This is a genomic window from Asticcacaulis benevestitus DSM 16100 = ATCC BAA-896 (genome assembly GCF_000376105.1).
GTDB classification, from domain to species: Bacteria; Pseudomonadota; Alphaproteobacteria; order Caulobacterales; family Caulobacteraceae; genus Asticcacaulis; species Asticcacaulis benevestitus.
In genome coordinates this window covers 169,633-182,521 of record NZ_AQWM01000003.1, presented here as the reverse complement: position 1 = coordinate 182,521, position 12,889 = coordinate 169,633, and the positions used below count along the sequence as shown (strand labels likewise).

At 59.7% G+C, this 12,889-nt stretch carries 12 protein-coding genes and 1 tRNA gene; 5 read left to right on the top strand and 8 right to left on the bottom strand.

Going from position 1 to position 12,889, the window contains the following annotated elements; translation table 11 throughout:
- Positions 1-134: 134 nt before the first annotated feature.
- The 3 genes from B060_RS0106560 (at position 135) to B060_RS0106550 (ending at position 4,606) form a co-directional block, all read left to right on the top strand.
- Positions 135-3,437 (top strand): transglutaminase family protein, encoded by a 3,303-nt coding sequence (locus B060_RS0106560; RefSeq protein WP_018080972.1) that lies wholly within the window; start codon positions 135-137, stop codon positions 3,435-3,437.
- A gap of 29 nt (positions 3,438-3,466) precedes the next feature.
- A complete protein-coding gene (locus B060_RS0106555; protein ID WP_018080971.1) occupies positions 3,467-4,336 on the top strand; it encodes a tetratricopeptide repeat protein in 870 nt (289 codons plus the stop codon).
- Positions 4,337-4,426: 90 nt separating this feature from the next.
- Entirely contained in the window at positions 4,427-4,606 is a 180-nt protein-coding gene (locus B060_RS0106550; protein ID WP_018080970.1) for a YegP family protein, read from the top strand.
- 64 nt (positions 4,607-4,670) lie between these two features.
- On the opposite strand, the gene B060_RS0106545 is transcribed toward B060_RS0106550, so the two are convergent.
- Positions 4,671-4,928, bottom strand: a complete 258-nt coding sequence (locus tag B060_RS0106545) for a hypothetical protein (protein ID WP_155847665.1) — start codon at positions 4,926-4,928, stop codon at positions 4,671-4,673.
- A gap of 539 nt (positions 4,929-5,467) precedes the next feature.
- Positions 5,468-6,004, bottom strand: a complete 537-nt coding sequence (ppa, locus tag B060_RS0106540) for an inorganic diphosphatase (RefSeq protein ID WP_018080968.1) — start codon at positions 6,002-6,004, stop codon at positions 5,468-5,470.
- A 171-nt stretch (positions 6,005-6,175) separates the two neighbouring features.
- Between ppa and B060_RS23965 the strand changes: the two genes are divergently transcribed.
- On the top strand, positions 6,176-7,000 hold the full coding sequence (locus tag B060_RS23965) for a DUF599 domain-containing protein (RefSeq protein ID WP_018080967.1): 825 nt from the start codon (positions 6,176-6,178) through the stop codon (positions 6,998-7,000).
- Between the two features lie 220 nt (positions 7,001-7,220).
- On the opposite strand, the gene B060_RS0106530 is transcribed toward B060_RS23965, so the two are convergent.
- Positions 7,221-8,117, bottom strand: coding sequence for an N-formylglutamate amidohydrolase (locus B060_RS0106530; protein ID WP_018080966.1), 897 nt, complete (start codon positions 8,115-8,117; stop codon positions 7,221-7,223).
- Positions 8,118-8,248: 131 nt separating this feature from the next.
- On the opposite strand from B060_RS0106530, the gene B060_RS0106525 reads away from it, so the two are divergent.
- Positions 8,249-8,605, top strand: a complete 357-nt coding sequence (locus B060_RS0106525) for a response regulator (protein ID WP_026172656.1) — start codon at positions 8,249-8,251, stop codon at positions 8,603-8,605.
- Between the two features lie 167 nt (positions 8,606-8,772).
- Here B060_RS0106525 and B060_RS0106520 read toward each other — a convergent pair.
- From B060_RS0106520 to B060_RS0106500, 5 genes are all read right to left on the bottom strand, one after another.
- A tRNA-Val gene (locus B060_RS0106520) sits at positions 8,773-8,847 on the bottom strand.
- Between the two features lie 116 nt (positions 8,848-8,963).
- A complete protein-coding gene (locus tag B060_RS0106515) occupies positions 8,964-9,650 on the bottom strand; it encodes an MIP family channel protein (protein WP_018080964.1) in 687 nt (228 codons plus the stop codon).
- A gap of 118 nt (positions 9,651-9,768) precedes the next feature.
- Positions 9,769-10,581, bottom strand: a complete 813-nt coding sequence (locus B060_RS23960; protein WP_018080963.1) for a tetratricopeptide repeat protein — start codon at positions 10,579-10,581, stop codon at positions 9,769-9,771.
- Between the two features lie 130 nt (positions 10,582-10,711).
- Positions 10,712-11,890: a patatin-like phospholipase family protein gene (locus B060_RS0106505; protein ID WP_018080962.1), complete on the bottom strand. Its 1,179-nt coding sequence runs from the start codon at positions 11,888-11,890 to the stop codon at positions 10,712-10,714.
- A gap of 75 nt (positions 11,891-11,965) precedes the next feature.
- On the bottom strand, positions 11,966-12,865 hold the full coding sequence (locus B060_RS0106500) for an SIMPL domain-containing protein (RefSeq protein WP_018080961.1): 900 nt from the start codon (positions 12,863-12,865) through the stop codon (positions 11,966-11,968).
- Positions 12,866-12,889 lie beyond the last annotated feature (24 nt).

Genomic DNA, 12,889 nt, shown 5'->3' with positions numbered 1-12,889 from the left:
ACATGACACTTTTTTTGCGATTCCGTAAATCTTTATAGCTCAATCACCGCAAGGGTAGCGCCGCAGGGCGCGACCGGCGGCCGCCTTAGCCGGAGACAGGCCTGTCTTCGGAATCTGACTGGAGACGCTATTCGATGAGTATTCTGGCTGCGTTGCATCATGTTTCGGATTATCGCTACGATCGTCCGATCACCCTGGGGCCTCAGGTCATCCGCCTGCGCCCGGCACCGCACACCCGGGCCCATGTGCAGTCCTACGCCCTGAAGGTCGAGCCCGAAGGCCACTTCATCAACTGGCAGCAGGACCCCTTTGGCAACTACCTGGCGCGCATCATCTTTCCGGAAAAGATCTCGTCCTTCAAGGTGACGGTCGATCTGGTGCTGGAGATCAAGGTCTTCAATCCGTTCGACTTCTTTCTGGAAGACAGTGCCCAGACCTTCCCCTTCACCTATGACGCCGCGCTTCATGAAGAACTGGCGCCCTATCTTGAGATCAAGGAAAACGACGACGTCCTGATGGACTATGTCCGCTCGATTCCGGATGATCAAAAGCCGACCGTCGATTACCTCGTCGCCTTCAACCAGAAGCTCAATCAGGACCTTGGCTATACCCTGCGCATGGAGCCGGGCATCCAGACCTCGGCCCAGACGCTGAACCTTTTGCAGGGCTCGTGCCGCGATATGGCCTGGCTGGCCTGTCAGATCCTGCGCCACAAGGGGCTGGCGACGCGGTTTGTCTCCGGTTACTCGATCCAGCTCAAGGCCGATATCGAATCGCTCGACGGGCCTTCGGGGGTGTCGCAGGACGTCACCGACCTGCACGCCTGGTACGAGGTCTATCTGCCGGGCGCCGGCTGGATCGGTCTTGATCCGACGTCCGGCATGTTCACCGGCGAAGGCCATATTCCGCTGTGCTGCGCCCCCAACCCGACCAGTGCCGCGCCGATCACCGGCGCGCACGAGCGAGCGGAATCGACCTTCGCGCACGAGATGGGCGTCACGCGCATTTATGAAAGCCGCCGCGTCACCAAGCCCTATTCGGATTCCGAATGGCAGGCGATCGATGCGCTCGGCGAACAGGTCGATCAAAAGCTGGTCGAGGGCGATGTCCGCCTGACCATGGGTGGCGAGCCGACCTTTGTCAGTCTTGATGATCGTCTGGGCGATGAGTGGCATTTCTCGGCGCTTTCCGACAACAAAAAGAAGCTGGGCTACGATCTTTTCCAGCGGCTTTCGGCGCGTTTCGCCACCGGCGCCCTGGCGCAGCACGCGCAGGGCAAGTGGTATCCCGGCGAAATCCTGCCGCGCTGGGCGATGAATATGTACTGGCGTCATGACGGTCAGCCGGTGTGGCTCGATCAGGCCTTGCTGGCCGATCCGGAAGCCAGGAGCGACCTCAAGGCGGCGGTGGCGGGGGATTTCCTTGCTAAACTGGCTGATGTGCTGGGCGTCGGCGCGGATTACGTGCTGTCGGCCTATGAGGATATTCCTTATCTGCTGTGGAAAGAGCAGCGCATTCCGGCCGAGGGCGAAATGCTCAAGGCCGATCTCTTTGAAGCGACCGAGCGCAAGCGCCTGCAGGCCAGGCTGGATGAGAATGTCGGCAAACCGACCGGCTATGTCCTGCCGTTGGCATTTTCGGCCAAGACCGACGGCTGGATCAGCAATGCCTGGAAATTCCGCACCGACAAGATGATGCTGATACCGGGAGACTCTCCGGTGGGCCTGCGTCTGCCGCTGGGCGCGCTGCCGGTGGTGGATCCGGTGCTGGCGGAAGAGCATTTCTTCCCGCCGCGCTCGCCTTTTGCCGAAACCGGGGCACTGGCGGATAGCGCGAAAACCGTAAAAGCCTACAGGGACGGCCTGGCTTCCGCCGCCCCGGTTACGGCGAAGGCGGTGGCGGAAGGGAAGGGTAATGGCTCCAACGGCCTGATCCGTTCGGCGATCTGCGCTGAAATCCGTCACGGCAAGCTGTTCCTCTTCCTGCCGCCCCTGACCTATATCGAGCACTATCTCGACCTGATCCACGCCATCGAGGCCGTGGCGACATCGCTGAAAATCCCGGTGGTGATCGAAGGCTATTCGCCACCGCGCGATCACCGCGTCGAGAGCATGTCGGTCACGCCTGATCCCGGCGTCATCGAGGTCAATATCCAGCCGGCGCGCTCATGGAGCGAGTTGAAAAACATCATCACCACGGTCTATGAAGAGGCGACGCAGGCACGCCTGATCGCCGACAAGTTCATGATCGACGGCAAGCGCATCGGCACCGGCGGCGGCAACCATATCGTCATGGGCGCCTCAAGGCCGGAAGACAGCCCCTTCCTGCGCCGGCCGGATGTGCTGGGCTCGATGATCACCTTCTGGCAGAACCATCCGTCCTTAAGCTATCTTTTCTCCGGCCTCTATATCGGGCCCACCTCTCAGGCGCCGCGCATCGATGAAGCGCGCCACGATACGCTCTATGAGCTTGAAATCGCTCTGAAAAATATGCCGGATGGCACCGAGGAGACCGCGCCGTGGCTGGTCGATCGCCTGTTGCGCAACCTCTTGGTCGACCTGACCGGCAACACTCACCGCGCTGAATTCTGCATCGACAAGCTCTATTCGCCGGACTCAGATCGCGGGCGATTAGGGTTGCTGGAAATGCGCGGCTACGAGATGAGCCCGCATCCGCAAATGAACCTGATCCAGGCCCTGCTGATCCGGGCGCTTGTCGCGTCCTTCTGGAAGAAACCCTACAAGGCGCCGCTGGTGCGCTGGGGCACGCAACTGCACGACCGCTTCATGCTGGGGCATTATGTCCATGAAGACCTGACCGAGGTGCTCGACTATCTCGGCCGCAGCGGCTTCAAGTTCTCGCCGGACTGGTTCGTGCCCTTCTTCGATTTCCGCTTCCCGAGCGTCGGGCAGGTGCAGATCGGCGGGGTGACGCTCGAACTGAAAAACGCGTTGGAGCCGTGGCCGGTGATGGGCGAGGAATCGAGCGCCGGCGGCACGTCGCGCGGGGTCGACTCATCGGTCGAGCGCATGGAAATCCTGCTCAAAGGGGCTGTGTCGTCGCAGCACGTCGTCACCTGCAACGGCCTGCGCCTGCCGCTTTCCCCCACGCGCGACGGCAATGTTCAGGTGGCGGGCATCCGTTACAAGGCGTGGAATCCGTGGTCTGCCTTGCATCCCAACCTGCCGATCAATACGCCGCTGAAATTCGATGTGCTCGATACGCGGCTGGAACGGTCGCTCGGCGGCTGCAAATATCACGTCATGCACCCGGGCGGGCGCAACTACGACACCCTGCCGCTCAACGAGAACGAGGCCGAAGGGCGTCGCCTGTCGCGCTTCGAGGCGCCGACCCATACGGCCGGCCGCATCAAGGTGCCGCCGGTGGTGATCAATCCCGATTACCCGCATACACTGGACCTGCGCTGGAAGCCTTGATATGACTCTCCCATGTTTGGGGGAACGTCATGAAAAAGAAGAACGGTTCGAACGGATTTATCGTCACACTGATCGTGCTGGCGGTGGTGGCAGGGGGCATATTTGCGGCCAGCCACAATTGGAAGACCGGCGAAAACGCTATCCTGCAGCAGATCGAGGCGCAGACCGGCGATCCGGACGCCTTGTATCAGCTTGGCCTCAAGGCGCAGGGCGATAAGGCGGTGGCCTGGTTCGAAAAAGCCGCCGCCAAGGGCCACGTCAAGGCCATGCTGGCGCTCGGTGACCATTACGACACCGTCACGACCGAAGAGGCCGGCGATCAGGCGATCGCCTGGTATCAAAAGGCCAGCGATGCCGGCAGTCTGGAAGCCAAGCGCAAGCTGGCGGCGTATATCGGCATCGGCCGCGGCAAGGGTGAGCCCGATATCCAGCGCGCCGACAAGCTGATGGGTGAGGCCGCCGCGGCCGGCGACGGCAAGGCGCAACTGATCTTCGGTCGCAATTTCGCCGGAGCAGGGCAGTATGAAGAGGCTGAAACCTGGCTGCTCAAGGCGTCAGCGCAAGGCGTCAAGGGTTCGAGCGCTGCGCTCGGCAATCTCTATTATAATCACTACAGCCGCCTGAAGGATGACGCCAAGGCGCTGCAATGGCTGGGCAAGGCAGCGGAAGAGGGCGATACGCGCTCACAACTCGATTACAGCTATATGTATTACAGCGGTCGCGGCGTCACTCAGGATCGCGCCGAAGCCTATAAGTGGTTGCTGCTCGCCGATCCCAAGCGTGAGGACGTCGATTCGGCGCTGGACTGGCTGAGGCCGCAGTTGAAACCGGCTGAGGCCGCCGAGGGGGAAAAGCGCGCGGCGGCGTGGAAAACAGCGCATCAGGCCAAGGCGTCCTGACGCAAAACCATCACATCTTAGTGCCTTGACAAGGCTTCGCGCACTGGACGAAATGCGGATCCATATTACGCAAAAACAAGGGAGTGCGACATGGCCCACAAGTTTGAAATCCGCAAGAACAAGGCCGGCGAGTTCGTCGCCTATTTCACCTATAATGGCGAAAGCATCTGGTGGACCGAAGGTTACAGCTCAAAGGCCTCGGCCAAGAACGCCATCGATTCGGTGCTGAAAAACGGCCCCAATGCCGAGGTGGATGACCAGACCGACTGATACCCAAAAAGCAAAAGGCGCCCCGTGAACGAGGCGCCTTTTGACAAAGGGGTAAGCATGACCGTCAGGCCATGGTGAGCGCATCCTGAATAAGGGCGATCGAACCTTCCGATTCTTCGGTGCACTCCATCGACAAGCGGTCGATTTCTTCCTGGGCAAAGCTGCGCATCAACAACGCCGCCTGGGGCGACAAGGCCATCAGGGTGCGGGTGGAAGCGCGTGCGAGCGCCAGGGCGGCATCGGCGTCAACCAGATTGGCGGTGTCGCGTGCGACAGCCAGGGCATAGAGACGCGAGGCCACATTCGGGGAGGAATTAGCCATCATTTTCTTTTTTGACATGGGTTAATACGAACTCTCAACTCGGGCCGAAACTGAGGACGCCAAACACACAAGGCACGTCCAAGCCCGCAACGCATACGCTTAATCACATCTATTATAGCGATAAATGTGTTCAAATGCAGCCATTACGCACCTACCGCTTTACATCCCTTGCGGGCTATCTGACTGTATTGCCTGCTGTTTTTCAGGTCAGGCGGGAAAATTTATTTTCAATTGTATGATTTAAGCAAATTTATTGTTTGATAGCGCTATCATTTTCAAAAATATTGCACATTATTGGAATTATTATCATTGCATATCTGAGGGTGTTTTTTCAAATATGTCTTAAATGCGGCACTTTTCGCTTTTTACGCTTAAAAGGTGGCGGATTTCAGGCCACGCCTAACCCGTGAGGACGTAGTCCGCCCGCAAGCGTGGTGTGGAGCGGTTTTTCATCGCCGCTCTTCAAGGCAGGGCAGGTGGCAAAAGCAAAGCCGGTACGCGAACGCACCGGCTTTGCTTCAGTGTCTCTATCAGGAAACTTAGCCGACCTTGCGGGCCAGACGCTCCTGGCCATCACGGATCAGTTGCGCGGCCTCTTCAGGCTCGACCCAACCGGTCACATGGGTCATCTTGTTCTTTTCCAGATCCTTGTAGTGAGCAAAGAAGTGGGTGATCTGGTCGATCAGGATCGACGGCATCTGACGATAGCTCTGCACGTTGGTGTAGTAGGGGTGCAGCTTATCGACCGGCACGGCCAGGATCTTTTCGTCCTTGCCGGCTTCGTCTTCCATGATCAGCGCGCCGATCGGGCGCACGCGGATGACAACGCCCGGATAAACCGGCGTCGGGCCGACCACCATGACGTCGCACGGATCGCCATCGTCAGCCAGGGTATGGGGGATGAAGCCGTAGTTACCCGGATAGTACATCGAGGTATAAAGGAAGCGATCGACGAACAGAGCGCCGGAATCCTTGTCCATTTCGTACTTCACCGGCATACCGCCTTGCGGTATTTCGATAACAGCGTGGACGTCCCAGGGTGCGTTCGGGCCAACGGAAATTTTATCGATATTCATTATGTGACTTTGATCTGGAGCCAAAAAGGGTGCGCTTTCATAAGCGCTGGGCATGTTTCGCACAAGCGAAGAAACCATAAAAAGCCAAACTTTTCCGACAAAACCTATTACAGAGGGGGTAGAAGCGCCTTATAGGTGTTGCTTCCTGCTCCATTCGCTCCAGAGATCGTCATGTCCCTCCTCAACACCTTGATCGACGCGGCGAAGAACAGCCCCCTTGATATCGCGGGCCTGGCTATCTTCGTCTTCTGCTGGCTCGGTTATGAACCCTTCCTGCGCCGAATCTCCAAGAGCCGTGGCCTGATCACCAAGGATATGAGCGTGGTGCGCCGGGCCTGGATGAAGGAAATGACCGTGCGCGAGGTCAAGCTGTTCGATTCCAACCTGATGGCGCATGCGGTCAATTCGGCCACCAACTTTTCCTCGGCCAACCTGCTGCTGATCGCCGCCGTGGCAGGCGTGCTGTTCGGTGGTCATTTGCCGCTCAAATCCATGACAGCCTTGGGTTTTGACGTTTCCTCCACCCAGCTTTTCCAGATTAAGCTGGCGCTTGTGCTGGTCTGCCTGTCGCGCGGTCTGCTCGATTTCATCTGGTCTTTGCGCCAGATGAACTATTGCGCCGCCGCCATGGGGTCCCTGCCGGAAAACATGGACGCCGACACCGCCGCCAAGTTCGGCAATGCCGTCACCAATATACTGGAGCCGGCCATGACCAGCTTCTCGCAAGGCGTGCGCGCCTATTACTTCTCGCTGGCAGCCGCGGCCTGGCTGTGGGGGCCCATCTATCTCAGCATCGCCAGTGTGGGCGCCGTGCTTCTGCTGGGGTGGCGCCAGTCGCGCTCGCAGTCGGCGCGTGGCTTGCGCCAGTTGCGCGAATTGCTGGAGGAGCACCCGTACCCGACGCCGCCGCGCCCGATCAATTCAGCGGATGATCCCGCATCTGCGCAAAACAAGAAAGAAAATGCTGCAACGCACAATGCGAAAGGTGGCTATTAAAACCAGTCTTCACAGTCAAAGCGTGAGCCTGCTTCGTCTTGTAACGATACGTGATCCAATTGTCTTATATTTGGACTTGCAATCTTTCGCACCGCAAACTAAATTTAACTTGTTCGGCGCTTAGGCGCTGATGCCCTTCCTGGGCGTTTCCTCCCTGTAGACTTTGCCGCGCCGTTGAGCGCGGCTTTTTTTTGCCTTATAGCGCCGACTAAGGCCAGGATCAGGATGTGATGAGTTTTTCGGTCAGGGTGCGGAAGATGCCCTTGAGCCGCTCGGCGCCGGCGCGGGGCTCTACAAGCGCTTCGTCCATATAGAGGGCGCGGTTGATCTCGATCTGCAGCGCTTCGATGCCCGCCTGTGGCCGGCCATAGGTCTCAACGATATAGCCGCCGGCAAACGGCTTGTTGAGGCCGACGCGCAAGCCTGCGCCTTCCAGCACGCCCCGCACCTTGCGCACCAGCCCGTCCGAACAGGTTTCGCCGTGGCGATTGCCCAGCACGATGTCCGGCTTGGGCTCACCGGCGCGGAAATGATTGAGCGCGGTGCTCGGCATCGAATGCCAGTCGATCAGGATGACCGGCGCGCTGTCGCTTCGTGCGAGTTTGGCTTCGCTCAGCAGGGCTCGCAGCGCATCGTGATAGGGGCGGTGGATCAGGTCGAGGCGGCGGTTGACCTCAGCCATGTCGAGCGGCTGGCGATAGATGTCCTGATCGACGCTCAGGCGGCGGGCGATGACGCCGAAACCGGCCTTGACGCGCGCGCTAAGGCTCAGGGCCGCCTTGGGCAGGTCGCCGCGGATCAGGCGGGCGTCCAGTTCCAGCGCGCTGCGGTTGACGTCGCAAAAGGCGCGGGCGTAGCGGCTGGCCACACCGTAGACGCCAAGTTCCGGCGACAGCCCCACCATGTCATCGACAAAGGCGTCCTCGCTGGCGCGCAGGCCCAGCGGGCTTTGCCGGGCCTCGGCGATAAAGCTTTCCGGATAGTAGCGCCCGCTGTGCGGCAGGCTGTAGACCACGCGATGGACGCCCACGGGTGCGCCGATACCCGGCCTGACGACCAGGGGGGTGTGTTCGACATGGTGGACAAGGTGCCAGGGGGAGGTTTCGACCGCGCTCATATTAGCACTTTAGTAGGACATTCCTGTCACGTCTTCACCTCAAATTTACACGCCTGCGGCAAAGATAGTGACTTCTGCGCATTCGCGGATATGATGCCAATGGCGCATGGGGCTCCCTGATGACCGAAGTGATGAAAAAAATTCTGCTTGCCGAAGACGAAGATTCTGTCCGCAGCTTCCTGACGCGCGCCCTGCAGCGCGCCGGCTATGACGTGGTGAGCTGCCCCGATGGTGATACTGCCATTCTGGCGCTCGACCAGGGTCCTTATGATCTGCTGCTGACCGATATCGTCATGCCCGGCGCTGACGGCATCGAGGTGGCCAAGCGCGCGGCGCAATTGCAGCCGGATCTCAAGATCATGTTCATCACGGGTTTCGCCGCCGTGGCGCTCAATGCGCAAAAGGCTTCGCCGAACGCCAAGGTGCTGGAAAAGCCGGTGCATTTGCGCGAGATCGTCACAGAGGTCGAGCGTCTTATCGCTGCGTAAGCGCAAATGCTTTTTGCTTGCCCTACCGCTTGCGCTGCTTGAGGGCTGCGAGCGACATCGTCACCGGGATCGAACGTCTTATAGCGGCGTAAGTGGCTTAGGCGTTTATCCACTCAGAACAACAAAAAAGGCGTCTGGTCGGAACCAGACGCCTTTTTTGCTGAAGATGGTGGGCGCTACAGGGATTGAACCTGTGACCCCTTCGATGTCAACGAAGTGCTCTCCCGCTGAGCTAAGCGCCCATCTTCATTGGAAGAACCCCGTGAGGGAGAGCGGGTGTATAGCCAAGCCTTTGCCGGTTAGCAAGCGCCTCGAACAGTTTTTTTGGGGAAAAGATAAAGAGCCCCCGATTTACTTGTCAGGCCTTGCCTTCAAGGATGCCAAGGCGGAACAGCAGGCCGGCAAGTGCCGCCCCGATGAAGGGGGCCACGATAAACAGCCAAAGTTGCGACAGGGCCTGTCCGCCGATCAGTAACGCAGGCCCCAGACTGCGTGCTGGATTGACCGACACACCCGTGATGCGGATGCCAACGATATGAATCGCTGTCAGGGTCAGGCCGATGGCCAGTCCGGCGAAACCTGTCGGCGCCAATTTGTGCGTTGAGCCAAGGATAACAACGAGAAAAATAAAAGTCGCCAGCACTTCAAACAGGAAGGCCGCGCCCACACCATAGCCGCCTTGATAGCCTTCGCCCCAGCCGTTTTGGCCGAGGCCGGTGACCGGTCCGGCGCCGATCTGGCCCGACAGAATAACATAGAGCGCCGCCGCGCCGAGAATGGCGCCGATGACCTGGGCCACAACATAGATGCCAAGATCCCTCGTGTTCATGCGGCCGGCGATCCATGCGCCAAGCGAGACGGCCGGATTGACGTGACAGCCCGAAACCGGTCCGATGCCATAGGCCATGGCAACAATAGCCAGTCCGAAGGCAAAGGCGATGCCCAGCGGCAACATCCCGGCCTGATCACCAGCGAAAACCGCTGAGCCGCAGCCAAAAAACACCAAAACAAACGTGCCGATGAGTTCGGCTAAAGCTTTTTTCATAATCCCGCTCCCGTCCCTGATGGACTCCATGAATCAATTATCACGAAAAGTAACGCGATTCTCATCACACGGCATGCGGGTTTTTTTCGAAGAAGTCGCAAGTAGCGGCCAGTGCGGGCTACTGCATCGCCACGTATTGATCGGCCAGGGCGCCGGCCTGACGGCGGTCGTCGTCGCTCAGGGCGCGGGCATTGTCCATCATATCCAGCAGTTTGTCGGCATCCTCATCGCCACCATCGGCGGCCAGAAGCGCCCAGGCATAGGCCTGCACCTTGTCCTGTTTGACGCCTTCGCCCAGATAATAGAGATCGGCGAGGCGGCTCTGCGCCAGCGGCAGGCCCTGTTTGGCGGCGCTGGTGATCAGGGCCACGCCTTGCGCTTCGTCACGCGGCACATCGCGGCCGATAAAATACATATTGCCGAGATTATACTCTGCCGGCGCGTAGTTTTGCGCCGCCGATTTTTTGTACCAGACAACGGCCTGCGCGATATCCTTCGCCACACCTTCGCCGTTCTCGTACATGGTGGCGATGTTGAATTGGGCGATATCGTAGCCCTGTTCGGCCGCCTTCTTGTACCAGAGAAAGGCCTGCGCCTGATCTGCCTTGACGACCAGACCATTATCATAGGCAACGCCCAGATTATATTGCGCACCGACATAGCCCTGATTGGCGGCTTTCAGCGTCCATGCCAGCGCCTTGTCGCTATCGACCGCCACGCCGTAGCCCTTGCAGTAGGCCATGCCGAGTTCGGTCTGCGCCATCGCATCGCCGGCTTCGGCGCGGGCTTTCAGGTCAGCGATATCGGTGGCTTCAACCACCGTCCGCGACGCGCCGCATTGATGCTGAGCAGCACTTTCCGCGAAAGCGGGGGCGCTTAAGCTCAGAAAGGCAGCGGTCATAAGGCCGGCGATTGCACTGTGATACTTCATGACACGCCTCCGGCCGTCGATTACGATACTGCCGGTTATATGGAGCGATGTGTTAATTTCTGCCAGTAGCGGCGCGCAGGTATTTGGCCATTGTGTGCCGCGGTAAGCATTTCGGTCACAATGCGTGGCTTCAAGGCCACAGTTTGAGCGGCAGTTTGTGCGATTCCGGGCGGATATAGTCATAAACCGCAAGACCGGCGTCAGGATCGCTGAAGGTGCGCCAGCTCTTTTCGGCCATGGCGACTCGCGCGTCCTTCATGCCGTCCTTCCAGTGCTCGTCGATCGACACCTGCCAGAACTCATAGTCCTTGGACTGGATTTCCCGGCGGTTCTGGCGATTGATCAGGTGGACCAGGCTGACGCGTCCGCCATTGAGACCAGTCTGTTTTGCGCCACAGATGCTTTCAAGCACGTCGGGCGGTACATGGGCCGCCAGTTGGCGGATGGCCTGGCGCAGGCGGTACTTTTCCAGGAAGGCGTCGGTGTTCAGGCGCGTGCGGCTCGAATAGGTGACGTCCTTCATCCGCTCCTGCACCTCGTCCATCGTGGCCGGATCAGGCCCTTCGGCGCTGAACAGGTCGATCTGGAAGATGAGGGTGTCTTTCGCCACGCCGGCATCGAGCACATAGCTGAGCGGGGTGTTGGAGACGAGGCCGCCGTCCCAGTAGGGCTCGCCATCGATATAGACCGCCGGGAAACCGGGAGGCAGCGCAGCGCTGGCCATGACATGCTCGGGCCGTATGACCTGATCACGGCTGTCGAAATAGACGAAATTGCCCGAACGGATATGGACGGCGCCCAGGCTCAGGCGGGTTGTGCCGTTGTTGATGCGGTCGAAATCGACATGGCGCAAGAGCGTTTCGCGCAAAGGCGCGGTGTCGTAAAAGCTGGTCGCTTCGGGCGTGCCGCGCTTGTTGAACCACGGCAGGAAGAACCACGGGCGGTAGAAGTTTTTCACCCCCGCCATCAGGCTCATCAGGCCGCTTATCTGACGGAAGCTCAGGTCGCTGACATCGTGCTTGCTGGCGAGGGCTTCGCCGGGCACGGTGGTGCCGATCTCATTCCAGAAGGCGCGCAGATGGTGGATGCGGTGTTCCGGCGCGTTGCCGGCGATGATGGCGGCATTGATGGCGCCGATGGAGATGCCGGCGATCCAGTCGGGCTCGACGCCGTTTTCATGCAGCACCTCGTAGGCGCCGGCCTGATAGGCGCCCAGCGCGCCACCGCCTTGCAGCACCAGCACGGTCTGGTCGTAGGTCTGATCCACGACAGGATCGGAGAGAATGGGGAGGTCTTTTTCAAACGACATGGCACAAAAATCCCGATATCAGGAACGCGATACCGGGATTATATTGCACTGCAATAAGTTAAATTCAAGGCGTGATCAGTTCAGGCCGTAGACCACGCAGGACTTGGCATCGAGCCGTTGCAGCGGCGGGACTTGGATAAAGGGGTTTTGCAGCGCCTTGGCTTCAAGATATTCAACCGAGCCGGGCGCATAATCCGCCATAGCCATGGGCGCGGGTGGTGGCGCCGGGGCATAGGCACGCGTGCCACTCACCATCACTTCTACCTCCCGAGCCTGGGTATTATCCCAGCTTCCTTCCGGGGCGCGGGCGAGGATATCGGTCTCGCAGGCGCGTCCGGTCGGGTCGATCACCTTGATGGCGCCAAGCTTGCCGCCCGCCGCCGCCGCCGATTGCAGGGCGCGGGTGTGGGCGTCCTTGGTGGCTTCGGTATAGAGCCAGGTGTTGGTGGCGTTATCGGCCTGCAGGCTGAAATTGATCGGCGTCGATGAGGTGGGGGCCGCCGCCAGCACCAGCGCATAGGCCTTCTCTAACTGGGCGGTGTCGCGCACCTCGACCGACAGGTTGAGCGACACCTGATACTTGTCGATCTTGTCGCCGCGCTGGTCTTCGATTTTGTTGCCGTTCTTGTCGCGGTACTGCTCATAGAGCGCGCGCATCGAGAAGCTGGTGGTGATCCGCACCTTGTCCGAGCCGAGCTTGGCCAGGGCCTGATTGAGGCCGCGCGTCTGGGCGATCGCCTGAGCCTGCGCCTTTTCCGCCGTATCGGCCACGGTCAGGAAGGTGGCCGAGAAACTGGCGCGGTTGGCCGGCACCTCGGTATAGACATAGCCGGTCTGGGTGATGACGCTTTCCTTCATCCACCACGGCGCCTTGTCATAGGGCGAGGCGGCGACAGGGGCGGTTTGGGCGAAGGCCGCGGTGCCGGTGGCGGCCAGAAGGCCCGCCGTGATGCTTAAAAGCAGGAATGTACGCATGGATGAGCCCTCTCTGGTTGTTGT